We start from the raw sequence: 19,195 nt of genomic DNA on the forward strand, positions 1-19,195 counted from the left end.
CGCTTGTGTCTCCTCAAGCAGGACTTGACGTTCAGCGGTTCGCGTCGACGCGCGACAGTTCACCGCATTGGGGGAATCTTGCTCACGTTCTTTGCGGCCATCTTAACCAGTTTGGGATGCGATAGCCATCACAGCGCCGGCTTGAGGACCATCACGAAGTACACGACAACCATGGCGATGAACGCGGGGTACCCCAGGCGCTCCCACCACAGCGCGTAGCGCCAGTAACGGGCCGGCAAGGCCGTGGCGCCGTCGGCATGCGCCGTGGCCGCCATCTTCGCCATCTCGGCCTGCAGCCAGACCACCGGCAGCCAGCATACGCCGGCCAGGACGTACAAGACGATGGACAGCAGGATCCAGGGGGTATCCCAGGACCAGCCGACGCTGTGCGCCAGCCACAGGCCCGACAGGGGTTGGAAGATCACGGCCGGCGTGGTGAACCACAGGTCGGCCCGGACGACCAGTCGCGCGACCGTCGCGATGGATGCCACGTTGCGGGTGCGGTTGGTGAAGAAGAGATAGAACGCCGTCCCGAAACCGGTACCCACCATCAGAACCGACGACAGGATATGCAAAGCCTTCACCACCAGATAGGCGTTCATGATCTTTCCTCCTCGCTAAGCAAAATGAACAACAGCGCCAGAATGGGCACATTCTTGAGAATCGGACCGAAGGGATGCCACAGGTACTCAGGCAAGGCGATGGCGATAAGTACCGAGTAACCCAGGATCAGCGCGCCCTGCGCCGCCCACAGCCGCCGGCCGGGCCGCAGCAGGGTGGCCAGGCCCAGGACCAGGTCCAGGGCCGACGCCAGGTACAACACCAGCAGCGCCAGGGTGCCGTGCAGATGCACGCGCGCCAGCAGCTCCAGGCTGGCCGCCTGGGGGTAGATGAAGGCGCTGCAGATCGCGGTGGCTATCCAGGTGAAGGCCAGCGCGCCCCGCAGCAAAGGCGTGCGCCAGTTGGCCAGCGCCTGCGCGCGCAGCATGGGGGCCTCTTGCGGCCGGATGAAGGTGTCGATGGCGGCGGGCGTGCGTCCCAAGACGCTCGCGGTGACCGCGACGTCAGCGGTATTGCCCGCCGCCAGCATGCGCCAGGTATCGCGGGTGAGCATGGATCCGGGCACGCGATTCAGCAGCGCGGCACTCGCTGCCATGAGCGGCGCCGGAATCGGGATGCCCCATGCGGGGGGGAAGCCCAGCGCGGCGCGATAGGTGGCGAGCATGCCGCGATACGTCACTTCCCTGCCCCCCACCAGGTCCAGGGGCTGGTCGTCACGGCGCTCTGACCGCAGCAGGGTCACGACGATCTCGGCCAGTTCATCGACGTGGATGGGCCGCAGCGGTTGATGGCCGCCGGCCGGCAGCGGATGCGCGGGCAGCGTCGCCAGGTTGCGGAAGGCACGCGACGATGCGCCGGCCATTCCATACACCAGGGCGGGCCGCAGGATATGGTGAGCGACAGGCAAGGCGCGCAGATGTTCGTCCGCGGCAAGTTTGCTGCGGAAGTACGCGCTGGTGCCGGTCTGCGCGCCCAGCGCGGAAATCTGCACGATGCGCCGCACGCCTGCCTTGGCGCTTGCGTCGAACAGGGCGATGGGGGCGCGCCGGTGCAACAGGTCGAAGGTCTGGTTCTTGCCCTCGATGAGGATGCCCACGGCGTTGATGACGACATCGATGCCTTGCAGGCGCGCGGTCCAATCGGCGGGATCGGTATCGCGGGCGTAGTCGATGGCGATCTCGTCGACGTGGCTGGGGTTTCTCACGCCCTTGATCACCTTATGGCCGGCGCGCACCAGGGCCTCGCACAGCGCGCTGCCGACGAAACCGCGCGCGCCGCAGACCAGTATGTTCAGGCCCGTCGGGGGTAGAACGCTGTCCTTGCTGCCTTGCGCTTTCACCGAATCTTCGATCATGGCAACCCTATCTTTACTGTTATTTCTGTATAGACAGAAATAGGAGGGCAAAAAAAAGCGGACGACATGTTCCGTCCGCCACGTGTTTATTTCGTGCGTCGCACCACCCGGCTGATCTTCGCCCCCACGCCCAGCGTCTTCATCAGCGTATCGGGCTTCATGCGCAGCATCTCGTCGGTCCAGGTCGTCAAGGTTTCCAGGAAGACCAGGGTGTCGCGGATGCGTTGCTGGGCGGCGGCGTCCTCGTCTTCGATCTGCGGACTGGCCAGGCTGTCGCGCAGCACGGTCAGTGTGGGATCGATCTCGCGTTGGCGCCGTCCTTCGACGATCAGCTTGAACAATTCCCAGACGTCCGTCGAGGTCTCGAAATGGTCACGGCGGTCTCCCATCACATGGACCACCTTGGCCAGTCGCCAGGCTTGCAGTTCTTTCAGGCTGGTGCTGACATTGGAGCGTGCCACGCCCAGGGTATCGGCGATCTCGTCCGCCGGCACCGGGCGGCCCAGCAGATACAGCAAGGCGTGGATCTGCGCGACCGTGCGATTGACGCCCCAGCGGGAGCCCATTTCGCCCCAGTGGAGGATGAATCGTTCGGAGACGGGGGTGAGTTTCATGTTGGGGACTTTAATTTTTTCATTAATTTCTGTCAAGACAGAAATAAGAGAAATTTTGGGAGACTGTTTGTGGGTCGGGGCGGCGCGAGCGCCGCCCCAATGCCTGGTCGCGGAGGTAATGCGACGACCACGGCCGTCGCATTGAGGCCTGAGCGGCATGGCCCTTGGCTCGGCTGCGCCGCCTACTTCTTTGCATTTGCAAGGAAAGATGAATGTCACCCACTTGTCACGCGTTCGCTTGAACATCGTTGCGCATCTCAGGCAGGAGACTCCATGCGTTCGGACACCATCAGCGACATCCTGCGGCGGATCGCCGCGACCCGCGACGAGCGCGGGCACACACGGTCCCTGGTGGCCGCGGGCGACTGGCGCAAGGCAGACAACGACACCACGCGCTGCGTGGCCTTCGACGCGCGCGTCAGGCGTGAGTCCGGCCTGGCCGAAGCCGTGCGCGGCACCAATGACTTCCAACCCGCGGCCTTCCTGCCACAAGGCGCCACCGCGCGCCGGGCAGTGGGACGGGTGCTGCTGCAAACGCCGGCCTCGTCGCTCTCCGGTACGGGCTTTCTTATCAGCCCGACCTTGTTCATCACCAACCAGCACGTGCTGGCCGATGCCCAGGCCGCCAGCCAGGCGACGGTGATCTTCGACGATGAACTGGACGAACACGGCCTGCCCCGTCCGCGCACGATTTTCAGGCTGGCTCCGGAACGCTGCGCCGTGTTCTCGGATGAACAGGACCTGGACTATGCGGTGGTCGCGCTGGGCGAACGTGTGCAGGGCGACGCGACGGTGGACGAACTGGGCTACTGCCCCATCAGCTTCACACCCGACCGCCACCGCAAGGGGATGAACGTCAACATCATCCAGCATCCGGAAGGCATGCCCAAGACCATCGCCATCCGCAACAACCTGCTGACGGCACGCACTGATACCCGCCTGCTGTACGAGACCGACACGGACTTCGGGTCCTCCGGAGCACCGGTGTACAACGATCAATGGGATGTGGTGGCGCTGCATCACTACGGCGCGCCGTCAGCGCCGGCCGCGGACACCACGCAGGTCAACGAGGGCGTTCGTATCAGCAGCATCTACCAGGATCTGCAGGACCGTCTGCCTCAGCTGGACGTAGATGCGGCCGCCCTGCTAAACACGGCACTGGCTCTGTGGGTAGATCCCGTGCCGGCAACCGGTAAACAACTGGAACGGCGTACACCCGTGGCGGCCCTCGCGGCCGAGGCGCAAGTGCTTCCCGCTACGGCACCCAAGACCCTCAAGCGCCTGCCCGAGCGCGCCATCGTCGACACCGACTACAGCAACCGCAACGGCTTCGACGGCAAGTTCGTGCCGGGCCTGAAACTGGATCTGGCCAAGATCGCCGCCCCGCGCCAGGCCGTCATCGCCCCATTGCGGGCCGACGCAGCCGCGGCGGGCACCTCTGCGGGCGAGCGGGCCAAGGCGAGCTCCAAGACCAGCACGAAGGCAGCAAGCAAGGCCAGCGCCGCGAAAACCGCCAAGGCAATCGGCAAAGCCACGACGTCCGGCGAACTGCGCTACGAGAATTTCAGCATCCTGATGCACAAGGCGCGCCGCTTCGCCCTGCTCACAGCCACCAACATCGACGGCGCCACCTGGCTGTCGATCGACCGCAAGACCGGCCAGCCGGCTGCCGAGCAACCGGAAGGCGACGTCTGGTACAACGACCCGCGCATCGACCCGTCCTACACCGTGGGACAAACGTTTTATTCAGGCTGGAGCAACCTGTTCGACCGCGGCCACCTGACCCGCCGCGAAGACCCGAACTGGGGCGAGTTCGCCACCCGCGCCAACGCCGACACCTTCCACTTCACCAACTGCACGCCGCAGCATTGGAAGTTCAACGAGTCGATCGAATACTGGCAGGGCATAGAACGCTATGTCCTGGAAAAAGGCATCTTCGACAGCGGCAAGGACAAGCCGGTGACCGTATTGCAAGGGCCGGTCTACGACGACGTCAACGATCAGTGGGCGGACGACGTGCAGATCCCGTCGGCCTTCTGGAAAGTGGTGGCATGGAAAGGCGCCGCTGGCCTGAAAGCGGTTGCGATGATCGCCGACCAGACCGCCCTGCTCACCCTGCAACGCCACGGCGGCTCCGCGCCGCCGCCGCGCGACACGACGGTCAGCGTATTGCAGTTCCGCGCGTCCATCGCGACCATCGAAAGCAAGACCGGCCTGGACTTGAGCGCGCTGCGCAAGTACGACACCGCGGGCGGCGACCTGCCCGTGGTCGGCGAAGCCCTGCTCCCCATCACGCGATGGGAAGACATCCCGCTGGAATGAACGCCTGCCGCCCCATCAAGCCTTGTTGAAGCGCGCCAGGAACGATTGGGTCGCGGCTTGCGTCGGGTTGTCGATGACCTGCGCGGCCGGGCCCGCTTCGACAACCACGCCGTCGCGCATGAAGATCACCTGGTCGGCCACTTCGCGCGCGAAGGCGATCTCGTGGGTGACCAGAATCATGGTCATCCCGTCTTCCGCCAGCGTCTTGATCACGGCCAGCACTTCGCCGACCAGTTCAGGATCCAGCGCCGACGTGGCTTCGTCGAACAGCATGACGGCCGGCTGCAGTGCCAGGGCGCGCGCGATGGCCACGCGCTGCTTCTGCCCGCCCGACAGCATGTCGGGATAGGCATCGGCCTTTTCCGCCAGACCCACGCGCGTGAGCAATTCCAAGGCCTGTTCGCGTGCCTGCGGCTTCGGCACTTTCTTCACCGTCACCGGCCCTTCCATGACATTCTGCAGCGTGGTCATGTGGGGGAACAGATTGAAGTGCTGGAACACCATGCCGGTGGTGGCGCGGTAGCTGGCCAGTTCTTTCTCGTGGATGCGTCGGCCGGCGCCGCCCTCGGCGAAATCCATGCTGCGCTCACCCACGCGGATCCTGCCGCCGTCGGGCATGGTCAGCAGGTTGATGCAGCGGAGCAAGGTGGACTTGCCGGAGCCCGAAGGCCCGATCATCGCCACCACGGAGCCGCGCTGCACGCGCAGCGAAATATCCTTCAGCACGACGTGATCGCCGAAGCACTTGCTGAGATTATCGATCTCGATCATCAGGTCGCTCATCACGCATTCCTGTCCTGGGTGGCCAGACGATTCTCGATGCGTTTGGACCAAAGCGTGGCCGGGAACAGCACGATGAAATAGCAGATGGCCGTAATCGTGTAGAGCTCCAGCGGGCGATACGAATCATGCGCGGCCGACTGGGCCTGGTACAGCAGATCCGGCACGGCGATGACGGATAGCAGCGACGTGTTCTTCAACTGCATGATCGACTGGCTCATCAGCGGAGGCACCATGCGGCGGAAGGCCTGCGGCAGGATGATGCGCCGCATGACCTGCTTGTTGCGCATGCCCATGGCCAGGCCGGCTTCCGTCTGGCCCCAATCGATGCCCAGAATACCCGCGCGCACGATCTCCGAGTAGAACGCGCCGCCGTACAGGGTCAAGGACAAGGCGGCGGCCGTGGTGGGCGACATCTCGATGTTCGCCAGAACCGGCAGCGCGTAGTAGAACCAGATCAACTGCACGAGCACCGGCGTGCAGCGGAAGATTTCCACATAGGCGCGCAGAATGCCGGCGATGAATAGCGGAGCACGCACGCGCCCGATGCCAACCACCAGGCCCAGGGCCAAGCCCGCCGCGACCACGAATACCGTATACACGACGGTATAGGCCAGGCCACTCAGCAATAGCTTGTGGTAGACCCAGATGGCGCCAAAGTCCCACTGATACACAACCGCTCCTTGAAATTACTGCGCCGCCTGCTCGTCCTTCCTCGGACTGGCGGAGGGACGAGCGTTTTGAGGCAGATTTAAAACGTGGCTTCCTTGGGGAACAGCGCGGGATCGACACCTGCCAGCTTCTGCATGTTGTCAACGATGGTCTGCTTGATGAGACCCTTGGACCGTTCCGCGTTGAGCCACTTGTTCACATATTCGGTGAAGGCCTGGTCGGGCTCCTTCTGCACCCCGATCGACGTGGGGGCGGTCGCGGCCGGGGTCGGAATCACCAGATGGCCCAGTTGGCGGGCCTTCGACAGCACGGTCACGGCCAGCAGGATCACCAGCACCTGCGCGTCCACGCGGCCGGTCTGCAGCGCCAGGGTGGCGTCGCCCGATGTTTCGAAGCGGTTCAGCGTCGCCTTGGTCAGCGATTGGGTGGCGAAGGTGTCCTGATTCGAACCCTGGTCCACCGACAGACGCACTTCGGGCTTGTTGACGTCATCCCAGGTCTTGGGATCGAAGCCCTTCTTCGCGACCAGGGTGAAGGTATTCTGGAACAGCGGGTCGGTGAAACCGACGGTTTTCTTGCGTTGCTCGGTGGGGGCCAGGCCGAACATGCAGTCGATCTTGTTCGATTGCAGGTCCAGCACAGCATTGCCCCACGTGGTGTCGATGGCCTGCAGCTTGACGCCAAGGGACTCGGCCAGCTGATTGGCGAAGTCCACGCAGAACCCTTGCCATTGGCCGGTGGCCACGGACTTGACGTAGTAAGGGGCGGCGCCCGCGATGAAGCCGGTGCGCAATACCTTGGTGCGCTTGATGCGCTCCATGGTCGATTCATTCTGGGCAAAGGCCGGCATGGAAATCATCGAACCGAGGCCGAACGCGCACGTGGCCGATACAAAACTTCTGCGTGTAATCACGGCAGTCTCTCCTGAGTACAGAACTTCGCCTGGTAGCACTTCTGACAGTCCCGGGCCGCATTAGCCGGACTTATCTATCGGAAAGAATTCTAAACGCGCGCATCCCCCTCGCAGGGCCGGATGTGCATGAATCTGTCAGATTTTTATGCATTCGTAGCAGGGCGTGGGGTGGATCGCGGGGCACGCCGATTTCATGGCTGGCATCAATGCGGGCAAACCCCTAGCCGGGGTCGGGCTGGCCTTGGCCAGGCGTTTCAGTGAACTAGCGTTGGCCGGACTGGATTGCGTCGATGAACCAGCGCAGCATGCCGACCACGTCAAAGACCGGCAGGCCCGTTGCCGCGCGGACGGCCGCGGCGAAGGGCGGCATATTGGTGCATTCGAAGACGATGGCGCCCACTTCGGGATGGCGGCTGACCAGGTCGCGGGCGGCTTCGACCATTTCCTTTTGCAGGATGGGGAAATCGGCGGCTGACGACGGCACGCGGTCGGTGAACACACGGCGGAACAGGCTTTCCTCTTCCATGCCGAGGATGGGCGTCGTCGTGTCGACGCCGACTGCAGTCAGGTGCGCGGGGGTCAGGGCCGCCTGGTTGACGGTGAGGATGCCCACGCGCTTGCCGGCCGGCAGCATGCGTTCGACCATCGGCACTTGCAGCAGCGAGCTGGTCGCGACCGGCACGGACAGGCGGGCGCTCAGTTCGCGCTGGAACAAGGCGAGAAAGCCGCAACTGGTGGTGATGCCGCGGACGCCCAGGTCGATCAGTTCCTGCGCGGCGTCGACGAAAGGATCGAGCAGGCCGCGGCCCTGGTCTTCGATGACGCGGGCCGGCGTCGCGCCTTTTACGATCTTGAACTGCAGCGGCACGGACCACGTTTCGGCGTTGCCGATTTCACCGGGGTAGCGGGTGAAACGGGTGTCCAGCATGAGTACGCCCAGCGTAAGGCCGTGGACGACGGGGCGGAAGTGATTGGAGGCGTCGGTCATGGGGGATGTTGGGAGTTGTCAGGTCAGGTCGTCGGCATTGGCCAATGCTTTGACGGATACCGGCCGGATCGGCCAGCGGGGGATGGGGCCGTCGATTTCCGCGAGAGTGATTTCGTCACTGCCGGCGGCGCTGTCCGTCTCGGTGTCGGCTGCCATGGCGGCCGCGTGGGCGCAGAAGCGGCCTTGGCAGAGACCCATGCCGACGCGGCCGACCAGCCGGATTTCACGGGGCGAATGCAGGTCCTTGTCCGCCAACGCGCGGCGCGTGACGCCTTCGCAGCGGCAGATGACGGTATCGGCGGAGGAAGTTTCCGTGGCCTCGGCCGGCGGGTCCGCGGCGAACAAGCGCCAGATCGACGCCTGAAACGCCGCCGCGGCTTTGGCGGGCGCTGGCTCGCGCCCTGCGGGCCGAGCAGGCTGTGCCGCTTGCCGCGGCTGGCCCAGCTGACCCGGTTGCCCCCGCTGGCCCGCCTGTGCCGACTGGTCCGACTGCCCTTCCAGGCGACCCATTACCAGAGCCGCGACGCGGCGACCTTCGGTCAGAGCAGCGTCCGCGCCCAGGACCTGATTGCAGTCGCCAGCCCTGGCGATCACGATCCCGTGCATGTCCGCGGCCGGGATGCCACGCTCGTTGCGCACGAGCCCTCCGTGGAGCACGAGCAGGTCGACTTCGTAGTCGAGGGTCTCCCCGCGACGATCGCGCGTCCGCACCCGCAGGCCCGCAGCCCCTGCGCCCGCCGTGCCGACGGCCACCACCGCGCTCGCGGCCGCCGTCGCCGCGCTGGCGGCGATACCCGTCGCGCTGACAGCGGTAACGGCTGTCCCGGTGCGGTACGGCACGCCATCCGCCCGCAGGCGGCGGAAATAGCCGGCGGCTTCCAGCAATTGCCTGGGCCCGGCGGCCAGGCCGATCAGCGCCCCGGGACTTGTCCACAGTTTGCGCCAGGGCGCGCCGGCTTCCAGTATCGCCACCGGTGGATTACCCAAGGCGGCCAGCTGCGCGCCCAGGGCCAGGGGCAAAGGCCCATTGCCAGCGATCAGAATGCGGCCCTGCGGCGCCTGGCCGCTTTCCTTCATCTGGACTTGCAGGCCCCCCGCCGTCACGACACCGGGCAGCTCCCAGCCCGACACATGCGGCACCCGCTCCGTCGCGCCGATCGCGAAAATCACGGCCCGGGGCCTGACCAGCTTCACCCGGCCCTCCGCGCGGCTGTCGATCATGCAGACGCCAGCGCCGTCGATGCCCAGGAATACCGCCGACGTCAGCAGACGGATACGGTCGGCCAGGGCCGCCAACTCGCGTTGTAGGGTGGCCCAGTTCTTCTTGTGCCGCGCGGGCATGGGCACCGCGCAGGGGCCGCCGTCGTAGGCGGCGCGGTGGATGGCGCCGCCGGCATGCGGACGCTGTTCGACCAGCAGCACGCGCGCGCCGCGTGTCGCGGCTTCCACCGCCGCGCTGACGCCAGCCGGGCCGGCGCCCACGATCAGCAGGTCATAAGGCGTAGACATCATGCCGCTCCCTTAAAACGCGCCTGGCGTGACCACCGCGCCGGACTGGGCTTGTGTCAGACAGGACTCCACCGCGGCCGCGCCGTCGACCGACACCAGGCAGCCCTGGCATTGACCGATTCCGCAGAAGTAGCGCCCTTGCTGCCCGCCGGCGGCCGGTCCGAAGTCCTTGACCTCGGCGCGCCGCAGCGCCAGCGCCAGCGTTTCGCCATCGCGGAAGGGAATGGCAGTCTTGTTCCAGTAAAAGTGGCTCATCGTCCTTCCCCCGTCGTGAAGCGCCCCGGCGCCAGCGCCGCGATGTCGAGGCTGCCGGGCAGCCCCAGGACGATCTCCGCGGCCAGCTTGCCCATCAAGGGTCCCAGGCAGATGCCATCGCCCTCGAATCCGGTGGCGATGGCCAGGCCGTCGACAGCCGGGTGCCAGCCCACGATGGGCAGGCCATCCACGCTGGCCGTCCGCACGCCGGAGAACGTGCGTATCACCCGGCGCCGCTCCAGCGGGGGATAGGCGTCCAGCGCCTCGCGCAGGATGGTGGAAACGTGCTGCACCGTGGTTTCCCGGTCGCCCAGCCCTTCTTCCCGCGTGCCACCGATTAGCAGTTGCCCAGTGTTCAAAGGATCGATCACCAGGCTGACGGGATGACGCCTGGACGCATCGACATTGCGCTTGGCGGCCAGGTATGCCGCCGACATCAAGGGCCCGGCGAAGGCGGGAACGCCATCCGCCGCCCGGTCCGTGATGATGATCTGCCCTTTGCGGGGCACCAGGATTTCGCCAAGGCCGGCCAAGGCGGTCGACCCCAGCCCGGCCGCGATCAGCACCGCATCCCCGGAAAACGTGCCCGCATCGGTTTCAACACCGGTCACGCGCCCTTGCTGCACCGAGAGCCGGCGCACGGCCGCCTGGCGCACCACCTGCGCGCCCGAACGCTTGAGCATCCGGTCGACGATCTGATAGCCCAGGGCGTGCCCATCTTCCGGCACGGCCAGAGCACCGACGATGCCGGGCGAAGCCCCGGGAATACAGCGGACGAACTCCGGACCGGTCAAGCTTTCCACCCGCACGCCGGCGCTGGCCAGATCCTGCCCGTGCAGGGCCATCAACGCCGCCTCGTCTTCATTGCGTGCGAACAAAAAAGTGGGGCGTTGCTGGAACAGCCCGGCCAGCAGCCCGTCAGCCGTCAACTCGACGTAGAGATCGCGCGCATTGCGGGCGATGTTCATCAGGAACCCGGGCTTCTTGCTGCCCACCGACACCAGCCCGTCCGACGCCCCGGACGCCCCCGCCGCGGGCGTGCTGGCGTCCAGCACCGTCACCGCGCACCCTGCCTGCCGCAAGAAATAGGCAGCCGATGCCCCGACGATTCCCGCGCCCACGATCAGGACGTGCGAACTTGCCGCGCCGGGCACTCCCCCTGCATTCATGACTGAAAAACCTTGTCTCAATATTCGTCAGGGCAACCCTGAACCCAGATCCCCCGGGCCGCCCAAAAACGATGATTCTATCCCCGTCTCCGCGTCCGCCTGCCCGGCCCTCCGTCCCTGGCCGAGGCCCCACGACCGAGCCCTCGACCCAACCCTGCCGGCGCGGGCAGGCCAAGGAAACGCCTATGCTCGCATAGGAAAGCGATATTGGTCCCGGCAAACAGGCGCCTCTACCATGGGATCCGCCGCATGCGACATCGCGGCGGCCAAGCATCTCGAATGCCAGACGAAGACCACTTCGTCCATATCCAAGGGGATCACCATGACCATCAATCGCTTGGCAGCACTGCTGCTGACCGGCGCCGCGCTGTGCGTCGCACACCCAAGCCACGCGGACAACGCCGCCGCCTGGCCCGACAAACCCGTACGCATCATCGTGCCCTTCGCGGCCGGCGGCTCGACCGATATCGTCGCCCGCAAGGTCGCGCAGCGCCTGGGCCAGCTGACGGGCCAACCCTTCGTCGTCGAAAACAAACCCGGCGCGGGCGGTACCCTGGGCGCGGCCTACGCGAAAAACCTGCCGGCCGACGGCTACTCCCTGTTCCTGGGAACGGTCAGCACCCAGTCGGTGGCCCCCTTCCTCTACAAGACGCTGCCCTATGACCCGCTGAAGGACTTCCGCGGCCTGGCCATGATCGCCTCGGTACCCAACGTCGTGGTCATCAACAAGAACCTGGGCATCCACGATCTGAAACAGATGGTCGAAGCCGCCCGCAAGAAACCCGGCGGCCTGACCTATGGCTCCAGCGGCCTGGGCTCTTCCAACCACCTGGCCACCGAAGCGCTGCGCGCCACCCTGGACATCCCGGCCACCCACGTTCCTTACCGGGGCTCCGGCCCGGCGCTGACCGACACGATGGCCGGCCACGTCGACTTCATGCTGGACGTCGCCATGACCTCGATGCCCTACGTGGAACGCGGCGACCTGAACGCGGTCGCGGTCACCTCCAAGCAACGCCTGGCCGTCCTGCCCAAGGTGCCGACGGTGGCCGAACAGGGCTACCCCGAGTTCGAAGCAGTGGGCTGGTTCGGCCTGTTCACCCCCGCGCAAACCCCTGACACCACGGCGCGCAAGATCGCCGGGCTGCTCCACCAGGTCCTGGTCGACAAGGAAATGGTCGATTACTTCGCGGCACAGGGCGCGACCGCCAGCGGCGTCACGTTGAAGGAATTCGACGATGTCGTGGCCGCGGACCGCGCGCAATGGGGCAAGGTCGCCCAACTGGCCAAGATCCAACCCGAATAGGACACGACATGACGGCAACCGGCTTTTTTATCCCATCCGACCTGGAAGCCGTTGCCGCGGCACTGGCCCGGCCGCGGGCTGCCGGCCAGGCGGATCCCTTGCTGCAAGCGCTGGACGGCATCGCCCAGCGCGAAATGGGCCACCGCCTGTTCACCGCCCTGCGCTATGACATGGCCGCGGGACTGGCGCATCGCCTTTACAGCAGCACGCCCGCCGTCTATCCGGCTAGCGGGTCGAAGCAGATCGGCAATGCGCCCGCGCTGCGAGAAATGGTGGCGACAGGTCAACCGCGCCTGGCGGCCAACGCGGATGCAGTGCGGCGCGACTTCCTCGACGCCGACGCCATCTTCGCGCTGGGTTGCGCCAGCGTGCTGAACATCCCCGTGTATGGGCAAGGACGCCTGTTGGGCCAGATCAATCTGTTGCATGACGCCGACCATTACCAGCCCGGCCACATCGAGTTCGGCAAATATCTGGCGGCACTGGCCGCGCCGGCCTTCATGATCGACGCCGGCTAAGCCCTAGGACAAGAGCCCGCGCGCCGCCAGATTGCGCATCAAGGCGCCAAGCCCGAACTGCCACGGCGGCGCGGCATCGCTATGGGTCACGACGTTGCGCAAGGTCCCCAACTTGGGCGTGGCGATGGCGACGGTATCGCCTACCTTATGCGTGAAGCCGCCGCCCGGATGGTCGCGGTCCTCGGTCGGCGCGAACAGGGTGCCCAGGAACAGCAGGAAGCCGTCGGGATACTGATGGTTGCGGTTGAGCGTCTGGACGACCAGATCCGCGGGATCCCGGCTGATCTGCCCCATCGAACTGGCGCCGCTCAACACATAGCCCTCGTCGCCCTCGACCCGCAGGGTCAACTCGCAACGGCGCACGTCGTCCAGGCCGAACGTCTCGTCGAATAAACGTATGAAGGGGCCCACCGCGCATGATGCGTTGTTATCCTTGGCCTTGCTGAGCAACAACGCGCTGCGGCCTTCGAAGTCGCGCAGGTTGACGTCATTCCCCAAGGTGGCCCCCACGATGGCGCCTTGCCGCGTGACGGCCAGGACGACCTCGGGTTCGGGATTGTTCCACTCGGATTTGGGATGAATACCTACCGCGCTGCCCGTCCCCACCGCCGCCATCACCGGCGCCTTGGTAAAGACCTCGGCATCGGGGCCGATGCCGACTTCCAGATATTGCGACCACAAACCCTGGGCCAGCAGCACCGCCTTCAGCTGCGCCGCTTCCGGCGATCCCGGCTTGACGGCGCGCAGGTCCGAACCTATCGCATCGACCACCGTGCGCCGCACGCTCTCGGCGCGCGCGGGGTCGCCCTTGGCCTGCTCCTCGATGACGCGCTCGATCATGCTCGATGCGAACGTGACGCCTGCGGCCTTGATGACCTGCAGATCCGCCGGCGCCAGGAAATAGGGCTGCGCGGGACTGGCGTCCACGCGCGTGTTCGCCAGCACGCTGGCGACGTCGCCGATCAGACGGCCCTGCGCGCCGCGCACGGCTTGCACCACGTCCGCCGTATCGAGCAGATCGCTCAAGGTGGCGAAGGTGGCAGACAGGTCGTACACCCCGTCCCCGCGCAACACGACCGGCGACGGCCCGGCAATCGCGCCCGGCACCCATGCACGGCCCACCAGCGTTCCGTTGACGCCGTCCGCCGGCAGGGTATTTTCTGGAGTCAGTGTGTGCATGAGGGGTCCGGGTAGCTAAGGGTTGGGATGCAGCCCTAAAGTTTGGGATGCGACAGTACGCGCACCTGGGGCGACCAATCCTGCATGGTGTCCATGGGCACGGTCGGCCGCGGCAAGCGCTGAAAGTCGAAGCGTGCGAGCACGGGCGAGGTCAGCCCGGGCACATCGACGTTATGGATCTGCTCGGGTTTGAAGAACTCGTCGAACGCCGCACGGAAATGCCCGCGCGACTTCACCACGACCGTGCGGGCCTGGGCGATGTCCAGGCCGAACATCTCGAAGAACATGGGCTCGTGGCACTGATAGCGATTGGACACCACCACGACCTTGATGCCGTCCATCTCCAGCAGCACCGACGGTCCCAGGTCGAACCGGCAGCCCTGCAACTGCCCACGCCGTCCCACACCCTGGCCCTGATGCAGCTTGAGCACCTTGGCCGGCGCCGCGAAGGCATCCGAATAAAGGGTGGTCTCTTCCCGATTGAAGCGCGCCGTGAACGCGGCGCCGACACCCAGGCCATGCGCTTCGGCGCACAAGGCCGCATCGGTGATGACACCCATGATCACCCCCTGGGCGCCCGCCGCCAGCAAAGCCTGCAGCAGATACGGCGTATTGCCCCGGCCACCGCCGCCCGGGTTGTCGGCCACGTCGGCCAGGCACACCGCCGGCAGTCGCGCGTTCTCGCCCGCCTGCCTGGCCAGGGCGACCGCTTCTTCCAGGGAGGTCAGCTCAGGCGAGAACGCCGCGCGGCCTTGCCACGCGGGCAGCGCCAGATCGAGCGCGGTCTGCCTGGCGAAGGCGGGATCGTCGCGGGTGGTCACGATCACCGTCAACCCGTTCTTGGGTGTGTCGCCGTAGACGAAGCCCGCCACGCCGGAAATATTGACGATGCGGGGATCGTCCAGCAAGGCTTCCGCCGACGCGATCATGTCGGCATAGGGCCCTGTACCAGGCGCCGTCAGCAACTGCGTGGGCGGCGCGCACACCGGCAGGCGGATATGCGCGACCGCCACTTTGCCGCCCGCCATCAGTTCACGCAGCACGCGCGCGGCATCGGCCCCGCGCTCCGCCATGTCGATGTGGGGATTGCGCCGGTAGGAAATCAGGGTGTTGACGTTATCCACCATGCGATCCGACACGTTGGCGTGCAGGTCCACCGTGGCCACCACCGGCACATCAGGGCCGACGATGCCGCGGACCAGGGCAAAGACCTCGCCATCAGGGTCGTCGGATTCGGTGGTGATCGCCGCGCCGTGCTCGCAGATGTACACCGCGTCCAAAGGCAGGGCCGCGCGCAGCCCCGCTTCGAACACCGCCAGCGTATCCACGAAGAAGGCATGCTCCACCGGACCGCCCGATTCCGCATTCGCGAACAGGATGGGCACCGGCGTCCAGGCTCCGGACCGGTCCATGTCCCGCACAAAGGCGGGGATTTCAGGCGTCATGGCCGGCGCTTCACTGCGCGCGTCGTCCATCAGCGCCGCGCCCTTCAAGTAGGCGCGGGAAACGAAATCCGCGCGCGTGGCGACCGGCGCGAAGCGATTGGACTCGATGGCAAAACCGAGAATGGCGATGCGCGGCCCGGAGGAGGTTATCGGCATGTTCAGTTCTGCTTCTCGATGTGGGCGGCTGCGATCACATCCGCCCATTTCTTCTGCTCGGCCGCGACGAAGCGCACGAAATCGGGTTGGGTGCCCGGCGTGGGGGTGGCGAAGGCCTTCGCCAGGTCTTCCTTCACGGCGTCCGACTTCATGACTTCTTCCAGGATGGTGCTGGCGCGGTCGACGATGGCTTTCGGTGTACCGGCCGGAAAGATCAGCCCGCCCCAGGCACCGTTGTCATAACCCTTATAGCCGGATTCATCGATGGTGGGAATCGCCGGGAACGCCGGGGCCCGCGTGCTGCTGGTGATGGCCAGGGCGCGCAGCTTGCCGGATTGCACCAGGGGCCAGGCGATAGGCGCGTTGGTGAACGTGTAGTCGAGCTGACCGCCCACGAGATCCGTCAATGATGCCGGATCACCGTTATACGGGACGAAGGACGTATTGATGTCGGCCATGCGTTTGAACAGCTCGCCGGCCATATGGCCGCTGCTGCCCAGACCGGCCGCCGCCCAGAACATCTTGCCCGGCTTGGCCTGAGCGGCGGCGACCAGGTCGCCCACTGTCTTGTAGGGCGCATCCGCGCGCACCACCAACAGGTTAGGCAAGGTGAACATCGGCCCGATGAAGGCGTAGTCCTTGGCGGCATCGTACGGAATGTTGTTGAACAGCGAAGGATTCACCGCCAGGGTGTTCAAGTTGCCGTAGCCCAGGGTGTAGCCATCGTGCGCGGCACGTTTGATCTGGCCCATGCCGATGGAACCGCCCGCGCCGGGCCGGTTCTCGACGACGAAGGATTGATGGGTAGCCCGCGCCAGGTGGTTGACCACGACGCGCGTCAGCACGTCGGCTCCACCGCCGGCCGCCGAAGGCACGATGACGGTCACGGGCCGATCGGGCCACGTTGCAGCGTCCGCGGCGTTACTGACGCAAGGCACCAATGCGGTGGCCAGCGCGACGGCACCCGCCGCGACGAAGGAAGCGAGGCCCTGCCTGTGGCGCAGCGCGCGCGTGAATTTCTGTTGAATCATGATCATTACCCCTTGGAATGTTATTTAAATAAAAGCTGACTCAGCGGCCAGCTGTCTTGCCCAGTTCACCATCCACCACCGACAACCAATACGCGACCCCATAAGGAATCGCCGCGTCGTTGAAATCGTAATTAGGCATGTGCAGGTTGCCCCCGCCATCGCCTTCGCGCTGCCCGTTGCCGATGAACACGAACGCGCCGGGACGCTTCTGCATCAGCCAGGAGAAATCCTCGCCGGCGGTCAGCCTGTGCATGTCGGCATTGACACCGTCCTGCCCGACCACTCTTGCCGCGGCCGCGACCGCCGACTTCGTGACGGCGCCGTCGTTGACCACGGTGGCCGCGTTCCACCAGCACTTCACCGTGGCGGTGGCGCCCTGGATCGCGGCATGGGCATGCGCCATTTCGGTGATGCGGCGCTCCAGCAGCGCCTGCACGTCGGCGCTGAACGCCCGCATGGTGCCCGACACATGCAGCTTGGCCGGCATCACATTCATGGCCTGCGGGTCGCCCCCGTGGATATGCCCCACGCTGATGATGGCGGTCTGGTCCGGCGGCACATTGCGCGACACCACCGTCTGCAAACCCAGAATGAAATTCGCTTGCGCCACGGTCAGGTCCGACGCCAGGTGCGGCGTCATGCCACCATGGCCGCCGGTGCCCGTGAAGGTCACCTGCCAGCGGCCCGACGCGGACATGAACGCATCCGGGCGGGTACCGAAGGTGCCGACCGGCATGGTGGGATAGGAATGCAGGCCGAAGATGCGATCGCAGGGAAAGCGCGTGAACAGATCGTCTTCCAGCATGGCCAGCGCGCCGCCCCGCCCTTCTTCGGCCGGCTGGAAGATCAGGTGCACGGTGCCGGCGAAGTCCGGATCCTGCGCCAGGGCCCGCGCCGCGCCCAGCAGCATCGTCGTATGGCCGTCATGGCCGCAGGCGTGCATGACACCCGCGTGACGCGACGCATGCGGCAGCGCATTGGTTTCCGTCATGGCCAGGGCGTCCATGTCGGCGCGCAGGCCGATGCTGCGGGTGCCGGCGTGCTTGCCGTGGATGGTGCCCACCACACCCAGCTTGCCCACACCGGTTACGGTTTCGATGCCCCAGGCGCGCAGTTTCTCGGCCACCAGCTGGGAGGTGCGAGTCTCCTCGAAGCCCAACTCGGGATGGGCGTGGATATCGTGGCGTATCGCGGTCAAGTCGCCGATGTCTTGCCGTGCGCGTTGCAGATAGTCGTTCATGGGATTCCTGGTCTTGTCTGACGTATTCAAGGCTGAGCCTGGCCGAACAGTTCCGTCATGAACTGCGTCGACTTCAAGCCGGTCCCCGTCAGCACGGCGACGGTGGTTTCCGTGGCCTTGATCGCCCCACGGGCCAGCAGCACGTCGATGGCCGCCGCGGCGGACGCGCTGGTCGGCTCCGCATACAGGCCCATGGCCGCCATGGCGCGCACGGCGGCGCGTATCTGGTCTTCCGTCAAGGCCACCGTGCCGCCGTCGCTCTGGCGCAGCGCCTGCAGGTTTTCCTTCAGTCGCACCGGCCGCTTGATGGCCGTGCCTTCCGCGATGGTCGGCGCCGTCGGCCGATCCGTGAGCGTGTCCACGCCTGCCACGAAGCTCGCGTCTATGGGTGAACAGTTCAAAGGTTGTGCGGCGAAGATGCGCGGCAGCTTCTTGATCTGGCCGGCCGCCAGCAGCTCCGAGAAACCGATGTAGCACCCCAGGATATTGCTGCCCGCGCCGCAAGGAATGATGACGTTGTCCGGCGCCTGGAAATTCAGGTCCTCCCAGATTTCGTAGGCCAGTGACTTGGTGCCCTGCAGGAAGAACGGGTGCCAGTTATGGCTGGCGTAGAAGATGTGCTCGGATTGGCGGATCGCTTCGTATTCGGATTCCTCGCGCGGCCCTTCCACCAGCTGGACCTCGGCGCCGAAAGCGCGGATCTGCGCCACCTTGGCGATGGGCGTGTAGGCCGGCGCCAGGATCTTCACCTGCATGCCCGCGGCCGCGCCCAACGCGGCGATGGCGGCGCCGCCATTGCCCGAACTGTCCTCCAGAATCTTCGGCACGCCCTGCTGGCGCAGCCACGCGATCATGACCGCCGCGCCGCGATCCTTGAAACTGCTGGTGGGGTTGAACCATTCCAGCTTGAAGTGCGGGCGCGCGGCGCCCCAATTGCGCTGGATCAGGGGCGTGCATCCTTCGCCCAGGCTGACGGTGTCCGCGATCGGCGCCGGCAGCGCGGCCTGGTAACGCCAGATCGAGCGCTGGCGCGTATCGATGTCGGCGCGGCCGATGCCCGGCAGCGGCGTGATCATCAGGGGATGATGGTCGTCGGAGCGCCAGCGGATATCCGTCAAGGGATAGGTCTTACCCGTGCGTGGATCGATGTAGACAGGGGTTGGGGACTGCTGCGTCATGACGG

At 65.8% G+C, this 19,195-nt stretch carries 18 protein-coding genes; 3 read left to right on the top strand and 15 right to left on the bottom strand.

Translation table 11 applies throughout. The features are described from left to right. Nucleotides 1–128 precede the first annotated feature (128 nt). From ASB57_RS17550 to ASB57_RS17560, 3 genes are all read right to left on the bottom strand, one after another. Nucleotides 129–602, bottom strand: a complete 474-nt coding sequence (locus ASB57_RS17550) for a DUF2269 domain-containing protein (protein ID WP_057653391.1) — start codon at nucleotides 600–602, stop codon at nucleotides 129–131. Then, on the bottom strand, nucleotides 599–1,915 hold the full coding sequence (locus ASB57_RS17555; protein ID WP_057653392.1) for an SDR family oxidoreductase: 1,317 nt from the start codon (nucleotides 1,913–1,915) through the stop codon (nucleotides 599–601). The genes ASB57_RS17550 and ASB57_RS17555 overlap by 4 nt, the downstream gene beginning before the upstream one ends. 86 nt (nucleotides 1,916–2,001) lie before the next feature. Beyond that, complete coding sequence (locus ASB57_RS17560) at nucleotides 2,002–2,529, bottom strand: GbsR/MarR family transcriptional regulator (RefSeq protein ID WP_057653393.1); 528 nt, start codon at nucleotides 2,527–2,529, stop codon at nucleotides 2,002–2,004. A 273-nt stretch (nucleotides 2,530–2,802) separates the two neighbouring features. On the opposite strand from ASB57_RS17560, the gene ASB57_RS17565 reads away from it, so the two are divergent. After that, nucleotides 2,803–4,851: a DNA/RNA non-specific endonuclease gene (locus tag ASB57_RS17565; RefSeq protein WP_057653394.1), complete on the top strand. Its 2,049-nt coding sequence runs from the start codon at nucleotides 2,803–2,805 to the stop codon at nucleotides 4,849–4,851. A gap of 15 nt (nucleotides 4,852–4,866) precedes the next feature. Here ASB57_RS17565 and ASB57_RS17570 read toward each other — a convergent pair whose 3' ends face one another. The 7 genes from ASB57_RS17570 to ASB57_RS17600 all read right to left on the bottom strand — a co-directional run bounded on the left by ASB57_RS17570 (nucleotide 4,867) and on the right by ASB57_RS17600 (nucleotide 11,137). Further along, on the bottom strand, nucleotides 4,867–5,622 hold the full coding sequence (locus tag ASB57_RS17570; protein WP_197425139.1) for an amino acid ABC transporter ATP-binding protein: 756 nt from the start codon (nucleotides 5,620–5,622) through the stop codon (nucleotides 4,867–4,869). A gap of 11 nt (nucleotides 5,623–5,633) precedes the next feature. Next, a complete protein-coding gene (locus ASB57_RS17575) occupies nucleotides 5,634–6,305 on the bottom strand; it encodes an amino acid ABC transporter permease (protein WP_057653396.1) in 672 nt (223 codons plus the stop codon). Nucleotides 6,306–6,382: 77 nt separating this feature from the next. Beyond that, a complete protein-coding gene (locus ASB57_RS17580; RefSeq protein ID WP_231755182.1) occupies nucleotides 6,383–7,216 on the bottom strand; it encodes a transporter substrate-binding domain-containing protein in 834 nt (277 codons plus the stop codon). Between the two features lie 262 nt (nucleotides 7,217–7,478). Then, nucleotides 7,479–8,204 carry an aspartate/glutamate racemase family protein gene (locus tag ASB57_RS17585; RefSeq protein WP_057653398.1) on the bottom strand — a complete coding sequence of 242 codons (726 nt, stop codon included), beginning with the start codon at nucleotides 8,202–8,204 and terminating at the stop codon, nucleotides 7,479–7,481. A gap of 18 nt (nucleotides 8,205–8,222) precedes the next feature. Then, a complete protein-coding gene (locus ASB57_RS17590; protein WP_057653399.1) occupies nucleotides 8,223–9,716 on the bottom strand; it encodes an FAD-dependent oxidoreductase in 1,494 nt (497 codons plus the stop codon). Between the two features lie 9 nt (nucleotides 9,717–9,725). Then, on the bottom strand, nucleotides 9,726–9,968 hold the full coding sequence (locus ASB57_RS17595) for a 2Fe-2S iron-sulfur cluster-binding protein (RefSeq protein WP_057653400.1): 243 nt from the start codon (nucleotides 9,966–9,968) through the stop codon (nucleotides 9,726–9,728). Then, nucleotides 9,965–11,137: an FAD-binding oxidoreductase gene (locus tag ASB57_RS17600; RefSeq protein WP_082621683.1), complete on the bottom strand. Its 1,173-nt coding sequence runs from the start codon at nucleotides 11,135–11,137 to the stop codon at nucleotides 9,965–9,967. The genes ASB57_RS17595 and ASB57_RS17600 overlap by 4 nt, the downstream gene beginning before the upstream one ends. Nucleotides 11,138–11,372: 235 nt before the next feature. Here ASB57_RS17600 and ASB57_RS17605 point away from each other — a divergent pair, with 235 nt between their 5' ends. Further along, entirely contained in the window at nucleotides 11,373–12,443 is a 1,071-nt protein-coding gene (locus tag ASB57_RS17605) for a tripartite tricarboxylate transporter substrate binding protein (RefSeq protein ID WP_057653402.1), read from the top strand. A gap of 8 nt (nucleotides 12,444–12,451) precedes the next feature. After that, the gene (locus ASB57_RS17610; RefSeq protein WP_057653403.1) at nucleotides 12,452–12,961 is read left to right on the top strand and encodes a GAF domain-containing protein; all 510 of its coding nucleotides are present in this window, start codon (nucleotides 12,452–12,454) and stop codon (nucleotides 12,959–12,961) included. Nucleotides 12,962–12,964: 3 nt separating this feature from the next. On the opposite strand, the gene ASB57_RS17615 is transcribed toward ASB57_RS17610, so the two are convergent. The 5 genes from ASB57_RS17615 to ASB57_RS17635 are packed head-to-tail and all read right to left on the bottom strand — an operon-like array spanning nucleotide 12,965 to nucleotide 19,190. After that, nucleotides 12,965–14,140, bottom strand: coding sequence for a fumarylacetoacetate hydrolase family protein (locus ASB57_RS17615; RefSeq protein WP_057653404.1), 1,176 nt, complete (start codon nucleotides 14,138–14,140; stop codon nucleotides 12,965–12,967). Between the two features lie 35 nt (nucleotides 14,141–14,175). After that, nucleotides 14,176–15,741 (bottom strand): M81 family metallopeptidase, encoded by a 1,566-nt coding sequence (locus ASB57_RS17620; RefSeq protein WP_057653405.1) that lies wholly within the window; start codon nucleotides 15,739–15,741, stop codon nucleotides 14,176–14,178. 2 nt (nucleotides 15,742–15,743) lie between these two features. Further along, entirely contained in the window at nucleotides 15,744–16,772 is a 1,029-nt protein-coding gene (locus tag ASB57_RS17625; protein ID WP_082622024.1) for a tripartite tricarboxylate transporter substrate binding protein, read from the bottom strand. A gap of 40 nt (nucleotides 16,773–16,812) precedes the next feature. Further along, the gene (locus ASB57_RS17630; RefSeq protein ID WP_057653406.1) at nucleotides 16,813–18,012 is read right to left on the bottom strand and encodes an amidohydrolase; all 1,200 of its coding nucleotides are present in this window, start codon (nucleotides 18,010–18,012) and stop codon (nucleotides 16,813–16,815) included. 26 nt (nucleotides 18,013–18,038) lie between these two features. Continuing rightward, the gene (locus tag ASB57_RS17635) at nucleotides 18,039–19,190 is read right to left on the bottom strand and encodes a pyridoxal-phosphate dependent enzyme (RefSeq protein ID WP_057653407.1); all 1,152 of its coding nucleotides are present in this window, start codon (nucleotides 19,188–19,190) and stop codon (nucleotides 18,039–18,041) included. Nucleotides 19,191–19,195: the final 5 nt, after the last annotated feature.

It is taken from the genome of Bordetella sp. N, assembly GCF_001433395.1.
Classification (GTDB): Bacteria; Pseudomonadota; Gammaproteobacteria; order Burkholderiales; family Burkholderiaceae_B; genus Bordetella_C.